Origin of the sequence: Streptococcus koreensis, from assembly GCF_003627135.1 — a bacterium.
Taxonomy (GTDB): Bacteria; Bacillota; Bacilli; order Lactobacillales; family Streptococcaceae; genus Streptococcus; species Streptococcus ilei.
In genome coordinates, this window is the sequence record NZ_CP032620.1 from 786,762 (window position 1) to 810,057 (window position 23,296).

The following is a 23,296-nucleotide window of genomic DNA, read 5'->3' on the forward strand; positions in this document are numbered from 1 at the left end:
ATTTATGACAGTATACAATATCAATCTTGGGATTGGATGGGCCAGTAGTGGCGTCGAGTATGCACAAGCCTATCGGGCCAAGTTGCTACGACAGATCCAAGAACCCGCAAAATTTATTTTTATGGATATGATATTAGCAGACAATATTCAACACTTAACAGAGAATATTGGCTTTAAAGACCATGAAATCATATGGCTCTACACCCATTTTACAGATATAAAAATTGCGCCTACGACTTACACGGTGGAGCAAGTCCTGGCTGGGTTCGCTGGGAGCCCAACGCGAGAAGAGACCACAGGGAAGGTGAAACGCTATTTCTACGAAGACCAAGACAGTTTTTTGACCTGCTATCTTCGGGACGAAAAGAGTCCCTATGTAGAGCGCTGTGAGTATGTTTCTGGAGGGATCCTAGTCAGAAAAGATTATTTTTCCTATACTCGCTACTGTACAGAGTACTTTATCCCCAAAAATAATCAAGCCCATTTGATTGAACGGCGTTTCTACAATGAAGACGGAAGTGTGGCCTATCGGATGCAGGTGGCAGATGGTCAGGAGATTTACCGTTTCCCAGATCGTTATCTCCTGGGCCGGCAGGAATTGATTCGCTATTTCATGCAAACCCTCAACTTGACCAAACAAGATTTGGTGATTTTGGATCGGGAGACGGACATCGGCCAACCCATTTTTGAAGAGGCCCAAAAAGCTCGTCTAGGAGTCGTGGTCCATGCGGAGCACTATAGTGTCAACAGTACTGATGATCAATATATTTTGTGGAACAATTATTACGATTACCAATTTACTAATGCGGATAAGGTGGACTTCTTTATTGTCGCGACAGATCGCCAAAAGGAAGTTTTGGCAGCGCAATTTGAAAAATATACTCAGCATTCTCCTGCTATTTATACCATTCCGGTAGGAAGTCTTGAAAGTCTACCGCAAAAGCACTCTCGTAAACCTTTTTCTTTGATAACTGCTTCGCGTCTGGCGACAGAAAAACACATCGACTGGTTAATTCGAGCAGTTGTCGAAGCAAAAAAAGAGCTCCCAGCCCTCTCTTTTGATATTTATGGAAAAGGTGGGGAGGAGGAGAAATTGCGGTCGCTGATTGAAGAGTTAGGAGCGACGGACTATATCCAGCTCAAAGGGCATATGGATTTGACCGATATTTACAAAGATTATGAAGTCTATCTATCAGCTTCAACCAGTGAAGGCTTTGGTCTCACCTTGATGGAGGCGATTGGTTCTGGTCTTCCCATCATTGGCTTTGATGTGCCCTACGGCAATCAGAACTTTGTTAGAGATGGGGAGAATGGCTACTTGCTTCCGACTGAACCAGATCAGGTTGTGGACAGGATAGCGAGGTCCTTCGCTGAAATGATCCGCTTGTTATACCAGAGCAAAAAGATGGCATCCATGCGTCAAGCATCTTATGCGCGTGCAGAAGATTTTCTAACCAGTAAGGTTGAAAAAGCTTGGTCTCAGTTGATTGAGGAGGTGACCCATGCTTAATGTGTTTGATCGGTTTTCGCGCGAAAGCCAAGATCTGCTCTATTCTTTACAAAGAGCAGGTTACACGCATCCAACAATCGTCTTGGAACCAAATGGTTTTTTACCCGATGGAGTGGAGTCGCCCTTTCTTTACTTTTTAGGTCGACCGACAGGCGAAAAACGGGGGCGCTTCTTTAACGAAGTTTTAGTTCCTGATTTTTGGGAAATTACTGGAGATGCGTCTGGTGGCCGGATTTCCTATTACGGCCAAGAAAAAGCCCGTATCCATTACCAAGGAGCGACTCATAAGCGAATCGTTGAGCGGGTAGAGTGGTTCAATCAAGAGGGACAAGTAAGGACAGTGGATCGCTATGATCAGTATGGTCGCAAAATAGCGGTAACCAGCTGTGATGGTCAGGGCAATCCTTTGTTAACCACCTACTTCGAAGAAGAAGTTGAACGCCTGACAGAAAATCATCAAACTGGTGATCTGATCTTGACACTGGACCAGGAGCCTATGCGTATCTTTAAAAATCGACTAGATTTCTATGTCTTTTATGTCCAATACCGAGGATTTACGTTAGATCAGGTCCTTTTCAATACATTGGCTCAGTCTTTTGCTTTGAGTTTGCAACTCGGCAAAATGGGGCTGGTAGGCCGAGATGTCTTGGTTTGGCAAGAGCCATTACGGGATAGTCTGCCAGGCAATATGCAACTCATCCTAAACAGTCCAGATATACGGACGAAGAAGATCTTCATCCCTCAAAGGGAGACCTATCTCCGTGCTCTACAGTTGGTATCACCAGAGCAACAGGGCTTTTTTGCCCCTCTTGGTTATATCTATGATTTTGTAATCAAAGATGATGTTCGTAAGGATGCTTTTGTATTAACAAATTCAGATCAAATTGAAGCCTTACCTTATTTGTTAGAGCAATTACCGGATGTGACCTTCCGAGTTGCTGCAGTGACAGAAATGTCTCCAGAGCTCATGTCTCTAGTCCGCTACCCCAATTTGGTCCTGTATCAGAATATTAGCCAGGAGCGGATCAAGGAGCTCCTTCACCAATCTAGTATCTATCTAGACATCAATCATTTTGGGGAGGTACAAGGGATTGTTCGCAAGGCCTTTGAGCACCAACAGCTAATCCTTGGCTTTGAGCAGACCTTACATGACCCGCCTTATCTTGCTCAAGAAAATGTCTTTAGGCAAGGAGAAAAAGACAAACTCGTAGCACGCATTAAAGAAATTTATCAATCAATAGAGAACTATCGACACGCAGTTTCAAATCAAATTGCACAGTCTAATGCGATCGAACAGGAAGTATTCCGTTCGAGATTCCAAGAAAGGATAGGTGATAGAAATGCCTGATCAGAAGAAGGACTTGTTCTATAAAGAAGTAGAAGGACGAATGAATGCTCTGAAGCGCCGATCCGCGGAAAAAGAAAAAGCAACGCGCTCGGAAAAAGTCAACCTGACTTTAAATGTTGTTATCGGTCTCGTTATCTTGTTGGGGGTACTGCTCACCCTTTTCCGAGTTTTTGGAGGATAAGATGGAAATGCTATTTGTTGTGCTGATGTTCCTTCTATCGATCAGTTTAATTTTGTTGGTGATGTTTCAACCTCGTCAACAACAATCGCTGTCAACAGATGCGACCAGTAACTTAGGGAAGCCAAATTATTGGCTAGCCCGTCGAGGGATGAAGCTAGCGACCTTGATCGTTAGTGTCCTCTTTTTCTTAGTCTTGTTAATCTATCTGCTACTTGCTCGGGCTTAGAAGGATAGGAAAATAAGAAGAAGGACCTTTCTCTTGAAACAGCTACTTTAAACGGGAGCAGAAGTGGGGTCGATAGGTCTGAATCTTTTCTTCTTGGTGATAACTATTTTTTATGGAAGGTATATGAAATATATATTTTTCAAGCTTTCTATTCTATGATAGACTAAGTGTCACCAAGAGAAAAAGAGGTAGATTTATGACAACATTTCAGATTCATACAGTTGAGACAGCGCCAGAAGAGGTAAAAGAGGTTCTTGAAACTGTTCAAAAAGATAATAACGGCTATATTCCAAATCTCATCGGTCTTTTAGCAAATGCGCCGACAGCTCTAGAAGCCTATCGCACAGTCGGTGCGATTAACCGTCGCAACAGTTTGACACCAGTTGAACGTGAAGTGGTCCAAATCACTGCCGCGGTGACCAACGGTTGTGCCTTCTGTGTGGCAGGGCATACAGCTTTTTCGATCAAACAGATCCAAATGAATGACGACCTTCTTCAAGCTCTGCGCAATCGTACTCCGATTGAAACAGATCCGAAATTGGATACCTTGGCTAAATTCACCCTAGCAGTGATCAATACCAAGGGACGCGTTGGAGATGAGGCCTTAGCTGAATTTTTAGAAGCAGGTTATAGTCACCAAAATGCTTTGGATGTGGTCCTAGGTGTGAGTCTGGCTAGTCTCTGTAACTATGCCAATAACTTGGCCAATACACCTATCAATCCAGAATTGCAGCCCTACGCGTAAAAGAACCAAGCTTGTGCATGAAATGATGGAGCTAAGCTTAAAAATAAGAAAATGAGAAGGAGATTTTATATCTACTTCTTTTTTTGATGATGCCTCCTGGTATTTTATGTTATACTGAAAGCGATAAAATAATTGGAGATCAAGATGAAAAAGATTCCTTTAGCATTTTCAGGTTGTCTATTAGGTTTAGCAGGAGCGGGAAACCTTCTGTCTGATACCTTCCCAGTTCTGGCCCATTTTTTCAGTTTGACGGGTTTGATTCTATGGGTTTTCTTTTTGTTTCACCATCTGATCTACTGGCAAGAAACGAAGATCGAACTTCAAGAACCAGCCCTTCTATCTGGAATGGCGACCTTTCCCATGGCTGGGATGATTCTATCGACTTATCTCCTCCGACTGTTTCCTGCATTTGGAGGACTCGTCCAGATAGTTTGGTGGTCTGCTTTCCTCTTAGATTGTAGCTTAATTTGCTACTTTACCAAGACCCATATTTTTGCAAAACCAAGAGCCAATGCCACCCCTAGTTGGACCGTCCTTTATGTAGGGATTGCTGTGGCAGCCTTGACCTATCCAGTGGTAGGGGTGGTTGAGTTGGCCTATCTGACTCTCGGGTTTGGCTTTGTCTTAACCTTGATTCTTTACCCGCTAATCTATCAGGGATTGAAAACTACCCCTTTACCGAGCCACTTATTGGGGCAAGAAGGCATTTATTGTGCGCCCTTTTCTCTTCTGTTAGCGGCCCTCGTTCGTCTTGGTGGAGCTAGTCTGCCGGTTTGGCTCTTATATATCATGATCGGTCTCTCTCAAGGTTTTTATTTCTTCGTTTTAACGCGTCTGCCCAGAATGATAAAAGAAGGGTTTCAACCAGCCTTTTCAGCCTTAACCTTTCCCACAGTCATCACAGCTACTTCCCTGAAAATGGCCCAAGACTTATTACAAAGTCCTCTTTTAAGGCCCCTTGTCTGGCTAGAAACCATTCTTTGCCTAGCCATTCTTGTGTCTGTGCTAGTGGGCTTTACGACTTACAGAAAAGGGTAGAAGAAAGCTTGATAATCGCTACAATAAGCTGGTATTCCAATAGAAACTAGAGGTTAGAGATGGCTGTCTCGACCTCTTTTTTATCCACTTTCTAATTGAATCCTAGGAATGATTATGGTAAGATGCAATAAATCATTTTTAATCCCTTGAAAGGAATGTATGAAATTTTTAAAGACAAAGGCCAAGCTCTTTTATCCACTTTTATTGCTGGTCTTTTACATCTTGGTACGGCCGCAATTCCGCGAGTTAGCCCAGCTAGTCAGCAACCAAGTCGGCCAAGCCCTTAGCTATTTTTGGACCCTTCTCTTTTTAGAAGCAGGTTATCTGATGCTTGTTTTTTCATTTGTGAAGAAGTACAGTCCACGTACCGTTTTTCAGTGGGCGAAGAAGAAACAATTCCTCCCCGCTATCTACGCTACTATATTCACTAGTTGTGCCATCTATTGGCTGGACTACTTTCTCAGTGGTTTTACCAAAGGACGTCTAGCTATTTATCACTCCTTTCCGGTGACCTTGGAAGCCTTAGGATCTCTCATCCTCTTTGTCCTAGTGGTCATCATTCGACCGATGACAGTAGAATTGGTCTTCCGTGGAGCGCTTGTCCAAGCCTATTTTAAAAAATGGCCCTTCTATGCGAGTGTATGGGCGCCTGCCCTCATCTATAGCGGATTTCAATTCCTCCAGCATCCCTTTACTGTCTTGAGTTTTTTGATCTATACGATCCCTTCTCTTCTGTTTGGATTACTGAATGAAAAGACAGGCTCCTTGTATTATCCTATCCTTGCTCATATCGGACTGAACTTCATTTATAGCCTACCCATCATCTTGTCAACTATCCAGCATCTCTTCTCCTAGTCGTTTTAACAGTACTGGAGGAAGCTTCAAACCAAGGGCCAGAAGGTCGTTGGTTTTTTTTGAAATTATGGTATAATAGAATAAATTTAAAAGAGGGAGTGGGAGTTTGAGAAAAAGCTATCGTGTCAAGCGAGAAAAAGATTTCAATGCCATTTTTAAAAGTGGTATGAATTGTGCGAATAGAAAATTTGTGATCTACCGTTTGCCACAAGAGCAGCCCCATTTCCGTGTCGGCTTATCTGTTAGTAAAAAACTAGGAAATGCTGTGACACGCAACCGAATCAAGCGCTTGATTCGTCATGTTTTGATGAAGCATCAGGATCATCTTGTAGCAGATGATTTTGTTGTGATTGCTCGAAAGGGTGTTGAAGAGCTGGATTTTGACCAAGTTGAAAAAAATCTAGTCCATGTATTAAAATTAGCGCAAGTCTATCGTCAGGAAAGGTAATTACGTGAAAAAGAAATTAAAAGTAGCTAGCTTATTAGGAGGGACCCTCCTTTTATTAACAGCCTGTGGAACGTCTGAAGTGACTTCCCAATCATCAGGCGTTTGGGAAAAATTCGTTTACTTCTTTGCAGAAGTCATCCGTTTTCTTTCTATCGGAGGAAACATCGGAGTTGGGATTATCCTCTTCACTCTCTTGATTCGGACAATTCTTTTGCCAGTTTTCCAATACCAAATGACCTCCTCGCGCAAAATGCAGGAGATTCAGCCACTAGTGAAAGAAATCCAGGCCAAGTATCCTGGGAAGGATTTGGAAAGCCGCACTCGTATGTCAGAAGAAATGCGGGCGCTTTACAAAGAAAAAGGTGTGAAGACTTCCTCTGCCTTCCTGCCTCTATTTATCCAAATGCCAGTTTTGATGGCCTTGTTCCAAGCTTTGAGTCGGGTAGAATTCCTAAAAGTCGGTCATTTCCTTTGGTTGGATATGAGCGCAACAGATCCAACTTTTATTTTGCCAGTTTTGGCAGCCGTCTTCACCTTCTTTAGTACCTGGTTGAGCAACAAAGCCATGCCAGAAAAAAATGGTGGAATGACAGCCATGATGTATGCGATGCCAGTCATGATTTTCTTCTTCGCCATGTACTCAGCCAGCGGGGTTGCTCTCTACTGGGTAGTTTCCAATGCCTACCAAGTTGGGCAAACTTACCTGTTGAACAATCCATTTAAGATCATTGCGGCGCGTGAAGCAGAGCAACAGGCAATCAAAGATATAGAAAAACAAAAACGACGTGCATTTAATAAAGCACAGAAAAAGAAAAACTAAGAAGGAGTTTGACAGATGGTCCAATATACAGGAGTCAATGTTGAAGAAGCCATTCAAAATGGTTTGAAAGAATTAGATATCCCACGCATGAAAGCACATATTACTGTCGTTTCTCGTGAAAAGAAAGGGTTCCTCGGTCTCTTTGGTAAGAAGCCAGCTGTGGTAGACATCGAACCGATTGCAGAAACTACGGTTACAAAAGCTAATCAACAAGCTGTTAAGGGAGTTCCTGAGGAAATAAATGTTCAAAACGAACCTGTCAAGAGTGTCAGTGAAGAGACTGTTGATTTGGGTCGTGTGGTGGCTGCGATTAAAAAAGTTGAAGAAGAAGGCCAAGAAGTTTCGGAAGAGGTGAAGGCTGAGATTCTTAAACATGAGAAGGCTCCTGAAACCATTCTTGAAGAACAAGGTCATGGGGAGATTCTCAATTCAAGTCCTAAAGAAGCTGAGTCACGCCAAACGTCTGATTTTGCTGATTTGGGCATTGAAGTAGAAGAAAGCTATGACATCGAAAAGGTTGTTTCTGATGTCACTTCCTATGTTCAAACAGTAATTGATGAAATGGATGTAGAAGCTAGCATTTCAAGTAGCTACAACCGCCGAACCATCAATATGCAGATTGATACCAATGAGCCAGGCCGTGTGATTGGATACCACGGGAAAGTTCTCAAAGCCCTTCAATTGTTGGCGCAGAACTATCTTTACAATCAGTATTCTAAGAATTTCTACATTGCTATTAACGTCAATGATTATGTTGAACACCGTGCAGAAGTCCTTCAAAGCTATGCGCAAAAATTGGCAAGTCGTGCTCTAGAAGAAGGTCAAGCACAACATACAGATCCAATGTCTAATAGCGAACGCAAGATCATCCACCGTATCGTATCGAAAATGGATGGAGTAACGAGCTATTCAGAAGGGGAAGAACCAAATCGTTACGTTGTCGTCGATATTGAAGGTTAATCTACCGTCTAAAAAAGAAGATTTCAAAAGGGAGAGAGGAGTGTAAGCTTGGTCTCTCCTTTTATTTTTGAGAAGGGAATAGCAGTATGTTTGTTAAGATTAAAGACTTTTTGAATTGTCAGGGGATCAAGTACCTAGCCCCTGCTAAAGCAGGTGAGGATGCGGAGCGAATGTTGGTCTATCGAGAGATGGGCCAAGAAGCTCGCAAGGAGTTCACTCATCTGGTCAGTGATTTTCAGAAGATTTTTCCGCACTTAAAACAAGAGCGGACCAGTCAGTGGATGAATCAAGCCCAAATTCTTCGCCCTCATTTTTGGGCCTATCTCCAAGGAGAGGGAGAAATAGCGGATCCGATGTTCGCCTTGCGACTTTATGGGGATGCGAAGGACTTTGGTGTATCCTTGGAAGTGAGTTTTATCGAACGCAAGAAGGATGAGGAGAGTCTACAAAAGCAGAACCGAGTTTTAACTCTTCCGGTTTCTTCGCCAGTCTATTATTTCGCCCAAATAGAAGGTGTCAGCCAACGATTTCAAGGAACAGAAGCCAATCGTCTGAGACTTCTCAAAGGTGTGGAAGCTAGCCAAGTCCGAAAGGTCTTGGTTAAAGTCGATGTAAATCTATCACAAGCGACTAGCCGAGATGCCATTCTTGAGGAATTAAAAAAAGGAATGGCCTGCTTGCTTCCATACTATGAAGCAACTCGTCAAAGGATAGAAGGAGATGCCTAATAAAAGCGGTATCATTGAACCTGACCCAACAAATTTTTCATAGCTATTGACAAACAGCCTTGAATCAGATAGAATAGTAAAGTATGTTTAGTAACTGATCACATTATAGCCGGCTAAACGAATACAAAATCTATGAGGAGGTATTCATCGTGAAACGTACTTATCAACCAAGTAAACTTCGTCGTGCGCGCAAACATGGTTTCCGTCACCGTATGGCAACTAAAAACGGTCGTCGCGTATTGGCAGCTCGTCGTCGTAAAGGACGCAAAGTTTTGGCTGCGTAATTCAGATAAAAACCTAAAAACCAGTAGAAACTCGAGACTACTGGTTTTTGTTTTGCCAAAAGTGTATTCAGCTATGCTTTCTGTTATAATAGAGTGAGAAATATCGTAGAAAAGGATCCATATGCAGATTTTTGATACCCATACTCACCTCAACGTTGAAGAGTTTGCAGGGAGAGAACAAGAGGAATTAGAACTAGCAAAAGAGCTGGGAGTCATTGCCCATAATGTTGTTGGTTTTGACAAACCAACCATCGAACGAGCAATAGAATTGGCAGACCAGCACCCAGAAGTTTATCTCACCCTTGGTTGGCATCCTACTGAGGCAGGTGATTATAGTCCTGAGGTAGAGGCTTATCTACTGGAACGGCTGAAACATCCTAAAGTCGTCGCCTTAGGGGAAATCGGTCTGGACTACCACTGGATGACAGCACCTAAGGAAGTTCAAGAGAAGGTCTTTCGCCGTCAGATTCAGCTATCTAAGGAACTAGACTTACCATTTGTAGTGCATACGCGTGATGCTCTCGAAGATACCTATGCCATTATCAAGAGTGAAGGAGTTGGCCCACGCGGTGGGATCATGCATTCTTTCTCAGGAAGTCTGGAAGATGCCAAACGCTTCATGGGTTTAGGCATGATGATCTCTTTCTCGGGAGTGGTGACGTTTAAGAAGGCGACAGACATTCAGGAGGCAGCCAAAGAATTACCTTTGGACAAAATCTTGGTTGAAACAGATGCCCCCTATCTGGCACCAGTTCCTAAGCGTGGCCGAGAAAATAAAACAGCCTACACCCGTTATGTAGTAGACTTTATTGCAGAACTACGTGGCTTAACGACAGAAGAAGTGGCACAAGCGACCTATGACAATGCGAGAAAGGTATTTGGCCTTGACTGAGAAAAGAAAAATACCAGAAGTGATTGTTGTTGAAGGCAAGGACGATACGGCCAATCTGAAACGCTATTATGAGGTGGATACCTATGAGACACGTGGCTCTGCTATTAATCAGGATGATTTAGAACGAATTGCTACATTGCAAGAGTTGCGTGGAGTCATTGTCTTTACTGATCCAGATTACAATGGGGAGCGGATTCGTAAAATCATCATGCAAGAAATTCCGCAGGCCAAGCATGCCTTTTTAAATCGTGGCGAAGCAGTACCCAAATCCAAGACCAAGGGGCGTTCCTTGGGAGTAGAGCATGCCAGCTATGAAGACTTAGAAAAGGCCTTATCTGGACTGGTTGGCTCCTATGAAGATGAGCATTTCTTTGATATTACCAAGTCAGACCTGATGCGTCTCGGTCTCTTGATGGGCAGTGACAGTCGCAAACGACGGGAATACTTGGGAGAAGAGCTCCGCATCGGCTACTGTAATGGCAAACAACTGCTCAAACGTTTGGAGTTGTTTGGGGTTTGTCTGTCTCAAGTAGAAGAGGCCTTGGCTTGTTATAAAAAATAGCGATGGAGGTAGCAGATGGGATTGTTCGACTTGTTTACAGATAAGAAAAAAGGGATAGGATATTCTTTAGAGGATGTTCAAGCAAAACATCAAAAGAATCCGCGGCACTTTTTGATTCCCAGTCAAGAAGAAATTAACCAATTGAAGCTTGGGGACCAGGTTCGCCTCATCTTTGTGCTGGATACAGTCTTGGAGAATGGGTGTCGAGCAGAGCGTATGTGGGTCGAACTCACTGAAATCCGCGATGGGAAGTTCAAAGGACGTTTAACCAATCAACCCGCTTATATTACCTCCATCCAGCTTGGAGATGAGCTGGATTTTGCGCGGGAACATATTGCAAGCCTGATGGTCCCCCAGTTGAATCTTGATACACAAAAAGGGGCAATGATTACCAAGGATTGCTTCCTACGACGTGAGATAAATTGGGCAGTTCACGATCTACCTCATCACCCGCAAGATAGTGGTTGGCAATTTTTTACAGGCTATGAGTCTCAAGAAGACTTGGACGATCCGTCTAAGATTGCCATCATTAGCCTTGAAGCGGCCCTGGATATCGAACCCTTGTTGGAGACGGTCTTAGACAAGGATGGAGAAGCTTATGTCTACCAAGCGGAGAAGAACGCATTTGTAGAAGACTGTTAGACTAGCCTGTGGAGAAAAACAAGAGGGCTATAGTCCTAAACTGATTAGAAAAGAGAAAAAATGAGAATTGCAGATTATAGTGTGACCAAGGCAGTGCTGGAGCGTCACGGCTTTACCTTTAAAAAATCCTTCGGTCAAAACTTCTTGACCGATACCAACATCCTTCAAAAGATTGTGGACACCGCTGAGATTGATAAACAGGTCAATGTGATTGAAATCGGACCCGGAATCGGTGCTTTGACAGAGTTTTTGGCGGAAAATGCCGCAGAAGTGATGGCATTTGAGATTGATGACCGCTTGGTTCCTATCTTAGCGGATACCTTGCGGGATTTTGACAATGTGACCGTTGTCAATCAAGACATCCTCAAGGTGGATCTCAACCAGTATATCGCTGAGTTTAAAAATCCAGAGCTTCCGATCAAGGTAGTGGCTAACCTTCCTTACTACATCACGACTCCGATCCTCATGCACTTGATTGAATCCAAAATCCCTTTCCAAGAATTTGTGGTTATGATGCAAAAAGAGGTGGCAGACCGCATCTCAGCTCAACCGAATACCAAGGCTTATGGGTCTTTGTCCATTGCGGTCCAATACTATATGACAGCTAAGGTAGCTTTTATTGTGCCGCGCACCGTCTTTGTGCCAGCGCCAAACGTCGACTCTGCCATCCTCAAGATGGTGCGTCGCGAAAAAGCGGCAGTGGCAGTCAAGGATGAAGATTTCTTCTTCTCCGTCAGCAAAGCTAGCTTTGTCCACCGTCGAAAAACTCTTTGGAACAACTTGACCAGTCGCTTTGGCAAGGCCGAAGACGTGAAGGCAAAATTGGAAGCCGGAATCCAAGCAGCCGGTTTGAAGCCATCTGTACGAGGAGAAGCTCTTAGTTTAGAAGATTTCGCCCGTCTAGCTGACAGTCTTCTAGAAGCAGGAATTAAATAATGGAAAAGACATGGGCTTCAAAGCCCATGTCTTTTTGAGTAATAAAAGGAAAGGACGGGATTTGAACCCGCGCGTGAAGAAAATCCACTTGCCGGATTTCGAGTCCGGTGCCGTACCAAGCTGGGCCACCTTTCCAAGATGCGGAGAAAGGGATTTGAACCCTCACGCCCGAAGGGGCACATGCGCCTGAAGCATGCGTGTCTGCCGTTCCACCACCTCCGCATAGTTCTATTATACTCTTTTTAAAAGAAATGCCAAGAAAAAATAGCATACTTTCTATCGAATGTATGGAGCTAACAGAAAAGAGAGTAGGACAGAAGTCCTAGCCTCTCAATTGTCTTTGGATTGTCGAGCAAGACGCAGTGGTTGAGTGGGCTCTACTACGCTGATTTCATCAGCTTTTACAGCCCTACTCAACTGTGCGGAGGTGGGACGACGAAATCGAATTCTAACGAATGACCGATTTCTGTCCCACTCTCTTCTTTCTTTTACTTATTCATAACTCACTTGAGGATAAAGTTCTTCTTGTTCTGCAGAGGTATCTTTGAGAAGGAAGATAGCCCATAAGAGAGCAAGAAGAAAAACGACTAAGCCAGGGATCCCGCCTTCAGGTCCAAACTCACCACCTGTGATAAAGGTCCGGTTTGAAGTCGTGAAGTACATAAGAGAAGATTCACTATCAAAGCCACTAACATGGAAGCCGTAGACATTGCCCATGATGAAGTTCCAGGCAAAGTGGAAACCACAAGGCCCCCAAATATTTCCTCTCTTCAAGGCATAGACAGCTGTGAAGAGGCCGAAAATAAAGAGGTGGACCGTAGACAGCCAAGAAGCACCATTGTTATTCAAGTGGAAGTAAGAGAACATAGTGGAAGAAATGAGGATGGCAAGGTAGGCATTTTTGTGATAAGAAATAATTGGAATGAGCCAGCCACGGATATAAATTTCTTCAGCAGCTGTTTGAAAAATATAGCCAATCAGAACTAAGATCCAAGATACGAGGAAAGGAAGACTAAATTGAATGCGGTCGAAACGGACATCACCAGTGATAAAGAAGATGATTAAGACCGTGGTAATCATAATGGCACCGACCAAGACCCCCTTAGCGAATTCGGACAGGCCGTTTCCTTTGGTAAAGCCCATGGTCCGAATCGGTCGTTTTTCAATGAGTTTCACCCAGAGGAAGAAGGCAATGATGGTGTAGAGGAAGGACAAAAGGTCTAGAATATTCCACCAGTCAGGAATCCAACTTTGTTTGTTCAAAAAGAAGTTTGTGGAAGCTGTACTAATTGGAGACATGTATTGGGTGATGTAATAGAGAATAAAGGGAGCTAAAAACCAAGGGGTTAAAAACTTCCCTTTTTTTACATTAGAAACGAGAGGGTTACTCTTGGAAAGAAATGAAAAACTCATAAAGGACCTCCTTATAACTGGCAGGGATTAGTAAGAAAGTCAGAAATACTGCCACAAAAATAGGCTCCTTTCATTACTAATCAGGTAGCTTCGTCAATAAATGTATCAGTCTCCGTCACTTCCTTTCTGTCAAATAGTCTGCACTTCCCACAAGAGACATATATATATTATGTCCTTTCCCTCTATTATAAACCTATCTGAAAACGTTTACAACCTCTTATGTGCATCTTGCTCAAAAAAACTGAATGGACTTCTTTTTTCATACCTAAGTAAGCAAGCGCTATCGTATATTTTTTGATATAATGGTAGTATTAACTTTAAAGGAGTGCTAGTTGCAAGGAACGATTGTTAAAGCCTTGGCCGGTTTTTATTATGTGGAGTGTGAAGGGAAAATTTACCAAACACGCGCCCGAGGAAATTTCCGGAAAAAAGGACAAACTCCCTATGTTGGAGATAAAGTAGAATTTTCAGCTGAAGAAAATTCGGAAGGCTATATTTTAAAAATATTCCCTCGAAAGAATAGCTTAGTCCGTCCACCGATTGTTAATGTTGATCAGGCTGTCGTTATCATGTCCGCCAAAGAGCCCGATTTTAATGTTAATTTATTGGATCGCTTTTTGGTCCTCTTGGAGCAAAAAGTCATTCATCCGATTGTCTATATTTCAAAAATGGACTTACTAGAAGATCCGGCAGTTATGCTTCCTTTCCAAGAAGTCTATCGCCAAATGGGGTATGACTTTGTCACTGACAAGGAAGAGCTCTTGCCTCTCTTGAAGGATCAGGTGACGGTCTTTATGGGCCAAACGGGAGTGGGGAAATCAACCCTCTTGAATACCTTGGCTCCAGAGTTGGAACTAGAGACAGGAGAGATCTCCGACAGCCTTGGACGAGGCCGCCATACGACGCGAGCCGTCAGCTTTTATGATCTCAATGGTGGCAAGATTGCGGATACCCCTGGCTTCTCCTCTTTAGATTATGAAGTCGACAATGCAGAAGATCTGAATCATGCTTTTCCAGACATCGCCAAGGTAAGCCAGGATTGCAAGTTCCGTACTTGTACCCATACACATGAACCATCTTGTGCCGTCAAACCTGCTGTCGAGGAAGGGATCATTGCTTCCTTCCGCTTTGAGAATTACTTACAGTTCTTGAGTGAGATCGAAAATAGACGAGAAACCTATAAAAAAGTATCGAAAAAATTACCCAAATAAGGAGACCTGAATAATATGAAAACAAACAAATTAGCTCCATCTATTTTGAGTGCAGATTATGCAAATTTTGAAAGTGAATTGAAGAAATTGGAAGCATCTGGTGCGGAGTACGCTCACATCGATGTGATGGATGGTCACTTTGTACCGAATATCAGCTTTGGTGCTGGTGTAGTTGCTAGTATGCGTCCTCACAGCAAGCTAGTGTTTGACTGCCACTTGATGGTGACCAATCCTGAGCAACATATCGAAGAGTTTGCGCGTGCCGGGGCAGATATCATTAGCATTCACGTAGAAACGACTCCACACATCCATGGCGCCCTTCAAAAAATTCGTTTGGCAGGGGTTAAACCAAGTGTGGTCATCAATCCAGGAACCCCTGTTGAAAGTATCCAACACATTTTGAACTTGGTGGATCAAGTACTTGTCATGACTGTCAATCCAGGATTTGGTGGGCAAGCCTTCCTGCCAGAAACCATGGATAAGATTCGTCAATTGGTTCAATTGCGTGAAGAGAAAGACTTGGATTTCGATATTGAAGTGGATGGGGGAATTGACGACAAGACGATTCACGCTGCGAAAGAAGCAGGGGCAAACGTCTTTGTAGCAGGTTCCTATGTATTTAATGGAGATGTGAATGAACGAGTTCAAACCCTTCGAGCAGCCATCCAAGACTAAGGTTGCGATTGTAGCTGGAGGCCAAGTGGAAACCATTCCGTTAGACTTGGATGTTTATGTCGGAGTGGATGCAGGTTGCCTTTTCCTATTAGAGCAAGGGCTGGAACTATCTTTAGCAGTTGGAGATTTTGACTCTGTTGAGCCAGAAGAATTCCAGAGGATTCAATCTGCGGCTCACGAATTACGGACTTCGGTAGCAGAAAAAAATGATACTGACCTGGAATTGGCGATTAAGGAAGTAGTAGAACGTTGGCCTCAAGCGGAAATTCTAATCTTTGGAGCCTTTGGTGGTCGCATGGATCACCACTTGGCCAGCGTTTTTTTGCCCACTGATCCAGAGATTGCTCCCCTTATGTCGCAACTTTGCTTGATGGACCGACAAAATTATCTCTGCTATCGTCCAGCAGGTCGCCACACCATTCAGCCCCTAGCAGGCTATACGTATGTAGCTTTCATGCCGGTTGAGGGAGCTTCCATCCAGATTGAAGGAGCCAAGTATCCCTTAAATTCGACCAATTATTTTAAAAAAGCTATTTATGGTTCCAACGAGTTTAGCAATCAGCCGATCACCTTAAGCGTTGATCGAGGCTATGCTGTTATCATTTATAGCAAGGATGGGAAATAAGATGGAATTAATCCTTTTTGTATTAGGAGTGGGAAATCTTGTCTTGCTCTTCTTGCTGTACCAACAACGGACAGCTGATAACAAACGGATCCGTGACTTACTAGAAGACCAAGAAGATCATCTTTCGGATCAGCTGGATTACCGATTTGAGAGAGAGCGACAAGCTCAGCAAATCACTGGTCAGCAGATAGAGATGGCGATCAGTGACCGTCTAATGGAATTACGGACAGAAATGCATCAGCAAACGACTGCTTTACGAGCAGAACTTGCTGAGAATTTTACTAAAAACCGAGACAAAACGGACGAACGGATGCAACAGATTCAAGCCTCCAATGATTTGCGGTTGGAGCAGATGCGTCAAACGGTCGAAGAAAAGTTGGAAAAAACCTTGCATAGTCGTCTCCAAACCTCTTTTGAGACTGTCTCCAAACAATTGGAGTCGGTTAATAAAGGCCTTGGGGAAATGCAGACGGTCGCTAGAGATGTGGGGAGTCTCAATAAGGTCCTCTCTAATACCAAAACTCGTGGGATTATGGGAGAACTTCAACTGGGCCAGATCATTGAAGATATCCTAACTCCCGCCCAATACGAGAGAGAGTTTGTAACAGTTCCCCATTCCAGCGAACGCGTCGAGTATGCAATTAAGATGCCTGGTCAGGTAAGAGGGGAATACGTCTATCTGCCAATAGACTCTAAGTTTCCTCTGCAGGGTTATTACCGACTGGAAGAAGCCTATGAAAGTGGAGAGAAAGAGGAGATTGAACGGTGTCGCAAGCTCCTCCAGGCTAGTATTAAACAATTTGCCAAGGACATTCATCAAAAATACCTATATCCGCCTGCCACTACTAATTTTGGGATTCTCTTTTTGCCGACGGAAGGCCTCTATTCAGAAGTGGTCCGCGACCCAGCCTTCTTTGATCGTCTCCGAAGAGAGGAACAGATCGTCGTCGCGGGGCCAAGTACTCTTTCAGCCTTGTTAAATTCCCTATCGGTTGGGTTTAAGACTCTGAATATTCAACGAAGTGCAGATGATATTAGCAAGGTCCTTGCTTCAGTCAAGACAGAGTTCCAAAAATTTGGAGGCGTTTTAGAAAAGACCCAACGGCAGTTGAAACATGCTTCTGGAAACATCGATGAACTCTTAAACCGAAGAACAAATGCTATCGAGCGTACTCTTCGAAGTATAGAAACGTCAGAAAATCTAGATATGGCAAGCCTATTGAATTTAGAAGATGGAGAAGATGATGGTCAAAATTAATCAAATGAAAAAAGACGAATTGTTTGAAGGCTTCTACCTTATTAAGTCAGCAGATGTTCGTCAGACACGGGCTGGAAAGAACTATCTTGCCTTTGTCTTTCAAGATGAGACAGGCACGATTGAAGGAAAATTGTGGGATGCTCAGCCGCATAATGTGGAGCAGTTCCAAGCTGGTCGCGTAGTTCATATGAGCGGACGCCGGGAGGTCTACAACAATACGCCCCAGGTCAATCAATTGACCTTGCGTTTGCCTCAAAGCGGGGAACCGTCTAATCCAGCAGACTTTAAAGAAAAACCTCCGGTGAATCCAGTTGATTTGAAAGATTACCTGTCGGGGATGATTTTCAAGATAGAAAATCCAGTTTGGCAACGTGTGGTGAGGGCGCTCTACAACAAGTACGACAAGGAGTTTTACTCGTATCCTGCGGCCAAAACCAACCACCATGCTTTTGAGACTGGCTTGGCCTATCATACAGCAACCATGGTTCGATTGGCCGAGAGCATCTCTCAAGTTTACCCTCAATTAAATCAAAGTCTCCTCTATGCAGGGATCATGCTCCATGATCTTGCCAAGGTACTGGAGCTTTCAGGTCCTGAAAATACGGAATATACGGTCAGGGGGAATCTCATCGGACACATTGCTCTGATTGATGAAGAAATTACCAAGGTCTTACAAGAGCTGAAGATTGATGATCAAAAAGAAGATGTGATTGTGTTACGACATGTCATTTTAAGTCACCATGGTCTATTAGAGTATGGTAGTCCAGTTCGTCCGAAAATTATGGAAGCAGAGATCATTCATATGATTGATAATCTAGATGCCGAAATGATGATGATGACTTCAGCCTTGGCTTTAGTGGGTCCTGGTGAAATGACCAATAAGATTTTTGCCTTGGATAACCGCTCCTTCTATAAGCCAAATTTAAAAGATTCCTAATAAACTAGAGCAAAAAAGCCTTCTCTTAGTTTGTTAGTAAAAAAACGAGAAACGAATGTTGTAAGACTAACAATGTTCGTTTTTTGGTATAATATGGTATAATACAATAAAAAACTATGTGGAGAGATAATGAAGCTAAGAAGAAGTGAGCGGATGGTTGTGATCTCGAACTACTTGATTAATCATCCCTACGAATTGACAAGTTTAAATACATTTGCGGAGAAATATGAATCTGCCAAATCCTCTATTTCTGAGGACATTGTTATTATTAAACGGGCCTTTGAAGAAATGGAAATTGGACACATTGAAACTCTCACTGGGGCAGGTGGAGGGGTCATCTTTACACCATCGATTTCGGATGCAGATTCAAGAGAAATTGTCCAAAACTTGTGCAATCAATTGTCAGAAAGCAATCGGATTTTACCAGGTGGTTATATCTACCTTTCAGACCTATTGAGCAATCCAAAAATCCTAAATAATATTGGGCGCATTATTGCCAAGGCCTTTCGAGATCAAAAAATCGATGCTGTTATGACGGTGGCAACCAAGGGAGTTCCATTAGCAAACGCGGTAGCCAATGTCTTAAATGTTCCCTTTGTCATTGTGCGACGAGATCTAAAAATTACAGAAGGATCAACGGTCAGTGTGAACTATGTATCAGGTTCCAGTGGCGATCGGATTGAGAAAATGTTTTTGTCCAAACGCAGTTTGAAAGCAGGCAGCCGTGTCTTGATTGTCGATGACTTCCTTAAAGGGGGGGGAACTATCAGTGGGATGGTTAGCCTCTTGGCTGAGTTCGAATCAGAGTTAGCAGGAGTCGCTATTTTTGCGGACAATGCTTCGGCTAGAAGTAAAGATTTATTTGATCACAAGTCACTTCTACGTGTAACCAACATTGATGTAGCAGAAAATAAAATTGATGTAGAAATCGGAAATATTTTCGATAAGGATTAAGTCTGGAGAGGGAGATAGGAAAATGAAAACAATTTTAGACCGTTTTGATCGTAGCCCCCTATGGCTTCGATTGGCAACGATATTCATCTTGACAGGAGTTCTTGTCGGTGGGCTTTATACGGTTCGAAAAAATTCTGCAGACCAAGTTACAGTGGTGAAACAAGAAGCCAAAAAGACAGGTTCTCTTCCTATTAAAAAGAAAGACCCTAAAAAAGCAAAAGAAGAAGAGGAAGCGAAAATCGCTGAAGATGCAGAAAAGGCAGTCGCTCATTTTGAAACGACTGCAACCCAAGAAACCTTAACAGCTGCCCGAGAAGCCGTGGAAAAAGTGAAGGACGAAACAAAGAAACAGGCCTTCCAAGCTCGAATTCAGTACATTGTAGACTACTATGGAATGCAAACCAACCAGAATACTCAATCAACTGATACGAATCAAGCTAGTCAAACAGGGCAACCTCAACAAGTGGTTCCGGCAGAAGTTCCTCAATATCAGTCCAATGAAGTTCCTCAAGTTTCGAATGCTACAATTCCAGCTGTAACGCAACAATATGAACAATAATTTAGCACGGTTTTAAGAAGAAGCAATCGTGCAAAAAAGAGAAAAAAATCTTGACAGTGAAAGTACCGCTATGTTACAATAATAGACGGTACTTTTTACTTTTGGTCTCTCAAGAGTGTACAGGGACGTGCTGACAAATGTTGCAAAAGTACACACAGATGATAGCTGTCACCAAGTGTATCATCACCAAAAATAAAAAAACACAGGAGAATGTAGATGCCTACAATTAACCAATTGGTTCGCAAACCGCGTAAATCAAAAGTAGAAAAATCTAAATCACCAGCTTTGAACGTTGGTTACAACAGTCATAAAAAAGTTCAAACAAACGTTTCTTCACCACAAAAACGTGGTGTAGCAACTCGTGTTGGAACTATGACACCTAAAAAACCTAACTCTGCCCTTCGTAAATTTGCTCGTGTACGTTTGAGCAACTTGATCGAAGTTACTGCCTACATCCCAGGTATCGGACACAACTTGCAAGAGCACAGCGTGGTGCTTCTTCGTGGTGGACGTGTAAAAGACCTTCCAGGGGTACGTTACCATATCGTCCGTGGTGCACTTGATACTGCAGGTGTTAACGATCGTAAACAAGGCCGTTCTAAATACGGTACTAAACGTCCGAAAAAAGCATAAGGAAAGGGGATAAAGAGAAATGAGTCGTAAAAATAGAGCTCCAAAACGTGACGTATTGCCAGATCCGCTTTACAATTCACAACTAGTTACTCGTCTTATCAACCGCGTTATGCTTGATGGTAAACGTGGTACAGCAGCTTCAATCGTTTACGGTGCTTTTGAGCAAATCAAAGAAGCTACTGGAAATGACGCACTTGAAGTATTTGAAACAGCTATGGAAAACATCATGCCTGTACTTGAAGTACGTGCACGTCGTGTTGGTGGATCAAACTACCAAGTCCCAGTTGAAGTTCGTCCAGAACGTCGTACAACACTTGGACTTCGTTGGTTGGTAACAATCGCTCGTCAACGTGGTGAGCACACAATGGTTGACCGCCTTGCTAAAGAAATCTTGGATGCTGCAAACAACACTGGTGCAGCTGTTAAGAAACGTGAAGACACTCACCGTATGGCTGAAGCTAACCGTGCCTTCGCACACTTCCGCTGGTAAGATTAAGATACTAAGGGCGTTAAAAAAGCGACTGAAAATTAGGAAGCTTGACGAAGAATCAAAGATTCTAGGAAAGCTTATCTATTTTCCGAGCTTTTAGCCCGGGTTCAATTGAGCTCGGTCCGCTCTTTAGTTCAATTCAACTTACCATCTCGTAAGTTGAAACCAACACATACATGAGAACACTGAGAACGGGTAGGTCCTGCCTATCCGTTTTTGTTAAATCATGTTATAATAGTATAGAAATAAAAAATATAGGAGAAACAAACCTCATGGCACGCGAATTTTCACTTGAAAAAACTCGTAATATCGGTATCATGGCCCACGTCGATGCTGGTAAGACAACTACAACTGAGCGTATCCTTTACTACACTGGTAAGATTCACAAAATTGGTGAAACTCACGAAGGTGCGTCACAAATGGACTGGATGGAGCAAGAGCAAGAACGTGGTATCACTATCACTTCTGCAGCTACAACAGCTCAATGGAAAGATACTCGTGTAAACATCATCGACACACCAGGACACGTGGACTTCACGATCGAAGTTCAACGTTCACTCCGCGTTTTGGACGGTGCTGTAACCGTTCTTGACTCACAATCAGGTGTTGAGCCTCAAACAGAAACTGTTTGGCGCCAAGCAACTGAATACAGAGTTCCTCGTATCGTATTTGCGAACAAGATGGATAAAATCGGTGCTGACTTCCTTTACTCAGTAAGCACTCTTCATGACCGTCTTCAAGCAAATGCTCACCCAATCCAATTGCCAATCGGTTCAGAAGATGACTTCCGTGGAATCATCGACTTGATCAAGATGAAAGCTGAAATCTACACCAACGACCTTGGTACAGATATTCTTGAAGAAGATATCCCAGCTGAATACCTTGAACAAGCTCAAGAATACCGTGAAAAATTGGTCGAAGCAGTTGCTGAAACTGACGAAGATTTGATGATGAAATACCTTGAAGGTGAAGAAATCACTAACGAAGAATTGAAAGCTGGTATCCGTAAAGCGACTATCAATGTTGAATTCTTCCCAGTATTGTGTGGTTCTGCCTTCAAGAACAAAGGGGTTCAATTGATGTTGGATGCGGTCCTTGACTACCTTCCAAGCCCACTTGATATCCCTGCAATCAAGGGTGTAAACCCAGATACAGATGAAGTAGAAGAACGTCCAGCATCTGATGACGAGCCATTTGCAGCTCTTGCCTTCAAGATCATGACTGACCCATTTGTAGGTCGTTTGACATTCTTCCGTGTTTATTCAGGTGTCTTGAACTCTGGTTCATACGTATTGAACACTTCTAAAGGTAAACGTGAACGTATCGGACGTATCCTTCAAATGCACGCCAACACTCGTATGGAAATCGAAACAGTTTACTCTGGAGATATCGCAGCTGCTGTTGGTTTGAAAGATACAACAACTGGTGACTCATTGACAGATGAAAAAGCAAAAGTTATCCTTGAGTCAATCGAAGTTCCAGAACCAGTTATCCAATTGATGGTTGAGCCTAAATCTAAAGCAGACCAAGACAAGATGGGTATTGCCCTTCAAAAATTGGCTGAAGAAGATCCAACATTCCGCGTTGAAACAAACCCTGAAACTGGTGAAACAGTTATCTCTGGTATGGGTGAGTTGCACTTGGATGTCCTTGTTGACCGTATGAAACGTGAATTCAAGGTTGAAGCAAACGTTGGTGCTCCTCAAGTATCTTACCGTGAAACATTCCGCGCTTCTACACAAGCACGTGGATTCTTCAAACGTCAATCTGGTGGTAAAGGTCAGTTTGGTGATGTATGGATCGAATTTACTCCAAACGAAGAAGGAAAAGGATTCGAGTTCGAAAATGCAATCGTCGGTGGTGTGGTTCCACGTGAATTCATCCCTGCAGTAGAAAAAGGACTTCAAGAATCTATGGCGAACGGTGTTCTTGCTGGCTACCCAATGGTTGACGTGAAAGCGAAGCTTTACGATGGTTCATACCACGATGTCGACTCATCTGAAACTGCCTTCAAGATCGCTGCATCTCTTGCTCTTAAAGAAGCAGCTAAATCAGCACAACCAGCTATCCTTGAACCAATGATGCTTGTAACCATCACAGTTCCTGAAGAAAACCTTGGGGATGTTATGGGTCACGTAACTGCTCGTCGTGGACGTGTAGACGGTATGGAAGCACACGGTGCAAGCCAAATCGTTCGTGCTTATGTACCACTTGCTGAAATGTTCGGTTACGCTACTGTCCTTCGTTCTGCAACTCAAGGACGTGGTACCTTCATGATGGTATTTGACCACTACGAAGATGTACCGAAATCAGTACAAGAAGAAATCATTAAAAAAGCTAAAGGTGAAGCATAATTTTGCCGTCTA

The 23,296-nt window shown here is 43.2% G+C and carries 27 protein-coding genes and 2 tRNA genes; 26 read left to right on the plus strand and 3 right to left on the minus strand.

All coding sequences use genetic code 11. The annotated features are described in order from the left end of the window. The first annotated feature begins 4 nt into the window (after positions 1–4). The 16 genes from gtfA (at position 5) to rsmA (ending at position 12,175) form a co-directional block, all read left to right on the plus strand. Positions 5–1,510: an accessory Sec system glycosyltransferase GtfA gene (gtfA, locus tag D7D50_RS03995; RefSeq protein WP_120701538.1), complete on the plus strand. Its 1,506-nt coding sequence runs from the start codon at positions 5–7 to the stop codon at positions 1,508–1,510. Beyond that, the gene (gene gtfB / locus D7D50_RS04000) at positions 1,503–2,858 is read left to right on the plus strand and encodes an accessory Sec system glycosylation chaperone GtfB (protein ID WP_120701539.1); all 1,356 of its coding nucleotides are present in this window, start codon (positions 1,503–1,505) and stop codon (positions 2,856–2,858) included. Before gtfA ends, gtfB begins: the two co-directional genes overlap by 8 nt. Continuing rightward, positions 2,851–3,039: an accessory Sec system protein Asp4 gene (asp4, locus tag D7D50_RS04005; RefSeq protein WP_023024538.1), complete on the plus strand. Its 189-nt coding sequence runs from the start codon at positions 2,851–2,853 to the stop codon at positions 3,037–3,039. Before gtfB ends, asp4 begins: the two co-directional genes overlap by 8 nt. 1 nt (position 3,040) lies before the next feature. Then, positions 3,041–3,265 (plus strand): accessory Sec system protein Asp5, encoded by a 225-nt coding sequence (gene asp5 / locus D7D50_RS04010; protein WP_023024536.1) that lies wholly within the window; start codon positions 3,041–3,043, stop codon positions 3,263–3,265. 196 nt (positions 3,266–3,461) lie between these two features. Continuing rightward, complete coding sequence (locus D7D50_RS04015; RefSeq protein ID WP_023024535.1) at positions 3,462–4,010, plus strand: carboxymuconolactone decarboxylase family protein; 549 nt, start codon at positions 3,462–3,464, stop codon at positions 4,008–4,010. A 144-nt stretch (positions 4,011–4,154) separates the two neighbouring features. Then, positions 4,155–5,048, plus strand: a complete 894-nt coding sequence (locus tag D7D50_RS04020) for a TDT family transporter (protein WP_120701540.1) — start codon at positions 4,155–4,157, stop codon at positions 5,046–5,048. Positions 5,049–5,207: 159 nt separating this feature from the next. Next, the gene (locus D7D50_RS04025; protein WP_120701541.1) at positions 5,208–5,903 is read left to right on the plus strand and encodes a CPBP family intramembrane glutamic endopeptidase; all 696 of its coding nucleotides are present in this window, start codon (positions 5,208–5,210) and stop codon (positions 5,901–5,903) included. 106 nt (positions 5,904–6,009) lie between these two features. Next, positions 6,010–6,351 carry a ribonuclease P protein component gene (rnpA, locus tag D7D50_RS04030; protein WP_023024530.1) on the plus strand — a complete coding sequence of 114 codons (342 nt, stop codon included), beginning with the start codon at positions 6,010–6,012 and terminating at the stop codon, positions 6,349–6,351. 4 nt (positions 6,352–6,355) lie between these two features. Next, on the plus strand, positions 6,356–7,171 hold the full coding sequence (locus D7D50_RS04035; RefSeq protein ID WP_120701542.1) for a YidC/Oxa1 family membrane protein insertase: 816 nt from the start codon (positions 6,356–6,358) through the stop codon (positions 7,169–7,171). A 15-nt stretch (positions 7,172–7,186) separates the two neighbouring features. Beyond that, positions 7,187–8,131: an RNA-binding cell elongation regulator Jag/EloR gene (jag, locus tag D7D50_RS04040; RefSeq protein WP_120701543.1), complete on the plus strand. Its 945-nt coding sequence runs from the start codon at positions 7,187–7,189 to the stop codon at positions 8,129–8,131. A gap of 86 nt (positions 8,132–8,217) precedes the next feature. Continuing rightward, complete coding sequence (locus tag D7D50_RS04045; RefSeq protein WP_023024524.1) at positions 8,218–8,859, plus strand: hypothetical protein; 642 nt, start codon at positions 8,218–8,220, stop codon at positions 8,857–8,859. A 149-nt stretch (positions 8,860–9,008) separates the two neighbouring features. Further along, complete coding sequence (gene rpmH, locus D7D50_RS04050; protein ID WP_003003086.1) at positions 9,009–9,143, plus strand: 50S ribosomal protein L34; 135 nt, start codon at positions 9,009–9,011, stop codon at positions 9,141–9,143. Between the two features lie 121 nt (positions 9,144–9,264). After that, positions 9,265–10,035: a TatD family hydrolase gene (locus tag D7D50_RS04055; protein WP_120701544.1), complete on the plus strand. Its 771-nt coding sequence runs from the start codon at positions 9,265–9,267 to the stop codon at positions 10,033–10,035. Further along, the gene (gene rnmV / locus D7D50_RS04060) at positions 10,007–10,597 is read left to right on the plus strand and encodes a ribonuclease M5 (protein ID WP_174705365.1); all 591 of its coding nucleotides are present in this window, start codon (positions 10,007–10,009) and stop codon (positions 10,595–10,597) included. Before D7D50_RS04055 ends, rnmV begins: the two co-directional genes overlap by 29 nt. Before the next feature lie 15 nt (positions 10,598–10,612). Further along, the gene (locus tag D7D50_RS04065) at positions 10,613–11,239 is read left to right on the plus strand and encodes an immunity protein Imm33 domain-containing protein (RefSeq protein ID WP_120701546.1); all 627 of its coding nucleotides are present in this window, start codon (positions 10,613–10,615) and stop codon (positions 11,237–11,239) included. Between the two features lie 60 nt (positions 11,240–11,299). After that, positions 11,300–12,175, plus strand: coding sequence for a 16S rRNA (adenine(1518)-N(6)/adenine(1519)-N(6))-dimethyltransferase RsmA (gene rsmA, locus D7D50_RS04070; protein ID WP_120701547.1), 876 nt, complete (start codon positions 11,300–11,302; stop codon positions 12,173–12,175). 46 nt (positions 12,176–12,221) lie between these two features. On the opposite strand, the gene D7D50_RS04075 is transcribed toward rsmA, so the two are convergent. The 3 genes from D7D50_RS04075 to D7D50_RS04090 form a co-directional block, all read right to left on the minus strand. Beyond that, positions 12,222–12,310, minus strand: a tRNA-Ser gene (locus D7D50_RS04075). A 4-nt stretch (positions 12,311–12,314) separates the two neighbouring features. Then, positions 12,315–12,397, minus strand: a tRNA-Leu gene (locus D7D50_RS04080). Between the two features lie 270 nt (positions 12,398–12,667). Beyond that, positions 12,668–13,588 carry a CPBP family intramembrane glutamic endopeptidase gene (locus D7D50_RS04090; RefSeq protein ID WP_120701548.1) on the minus strand — a complete coding sequence of 307 codons (921 nt, stop codon included), beginning with the start codon at positions 13,586–13,588 and terminating at the stop codon, positions 12,668–12,670. 332 nt (positions 13,589–13,920) lie between these two features. Here D7D50_RS04090 and rsgA point away from each other — a divergent pair, with 332 nt between their 5' ends. The 10 genes from rsgA (at position 13,921) to fusA (ending at position 23,284) form a co-directional block, all read left to right on the plus strand. After that, a complete protein-coding gene (rsgA, locus tag D7D50_RS04095) occupies positions 13,921–14,799 on the plus strand; it encodes a ribosome small subunit-dependent GTPase A (protein WP_023024512.1) in 879 nt (292 codons plus the stop codon). A gap of 15 nt (positions 14,800–14,814) precedes the next feature. Then, a complete protein-coding gene (rpe, locus tag D7D50_RS04100) occupies positions 14,815–15,474 on the plus strand; it encodes a ribulose-phosphate 3-epimerase (RefSeq protein WP_117744749.1) in 660 nt (219 codons plus the stop codon). Beyond that, the gene (locus tag D7D50_RS04105; RefSeq protein WP_023027306.1) at positions 15,434–16,099 is read left to right on the plus strand and encodes a thiamine diphosphokinase; all 666 of its coding nucleotides are present in this window, start codon (positions 15,434–15,436) and stop codon (positions 16,097–16,099) included. The genes rpe and D7D50_RS04105 overlap by 41 nt, the downstream gene beginning before the upstream one ends. 1 nt (position 16,100) lies before the next feature. Beyond that, entirely contained in the window at positions 16,101–17,357 is a 1,257-nt protein-coding gene (locus tag D7D50_RS04110) for a DNA recombination protein RmuC (RefSeq protein ID WP_120701549.1), read from the plus strand. Next, positions 17,344–18,294: a 3'-5' exoribonuclease YhaM family protein gene (locus D7D50_RS04115; protein WP_023024504.1), complete on the plus strand. Its 951-nt coding sequence runs from the start codon at positions 17,344–17,346 to the stop codon at positions 18,292–18,294. The genes D7D50_RS04110 and D7D50_RS04115 overlap by 14 nt, the downstream gene beginning before the upstream one ends. Before the next feature lie 129 nt (positions 18,295–18,423). After that, the gene (purR, locus tag D7D50_RS04120; protein ID WP_042507484.1) at positions 18,424–19,248 is read left to right on the plus strand and encodes a pur operon repressor; all 825 of its coding nucleotides are present in this window, start codon (positions 18,424–18,426) and stop codon (positions 19,246–19,248) included. Positions 19,249–19,270: 22 nt separating this feature from the next. Beyond that, on the plus strand, positions 19,271–19,807 hold the full coding sequence (locus D7D50_RS04125) for a hypothetical protein (protein ID WP_023024500.1): 537 nt from the start codon (positions 19,271–19,273) through the stop codon (positions 19,805–19,807). A gap of 216 nt (positions 19,808–20,023) precedes the next feature. Next, the gene (gene rpsL / locus D7D50_RS04135) at positions 20,024–20,440 is read left to right on the plus strand and encodes a 30S ribosomal protein S12 (protein WP_001142333.1); all 417 of its coding nucleotides are present in this window, start codon (positions 20,024–20,026) and stop codon (positions 20,438–20,440) included. A 19-nt stretch (positions 20,441–20,459) separates the two neighbouring features. Next, entirely contained in the window at positions 20,460–20,930 is a 471-nt protein-coding gene (gene rpsG, locus D7D50_RS04140; protein ID WP_003003105.1) for a 30S ribosomal protein S7, read from the plus strand. A 272-nt stretch (positions 20,931–21,202) separates the two neighbouring features. Next, a complete protein-coding gene (gene fusA, locus D7D50_RS04145) occupies positions 21,203–23,284 on the plus strand; it encodes an elongation factor G (protein WP_023027302.1) in 2,082 nt (693 codons plus the stop codon). The last annotated feature ends 12 nt before the right edge of the window (positions 23,285–23,296 follow it).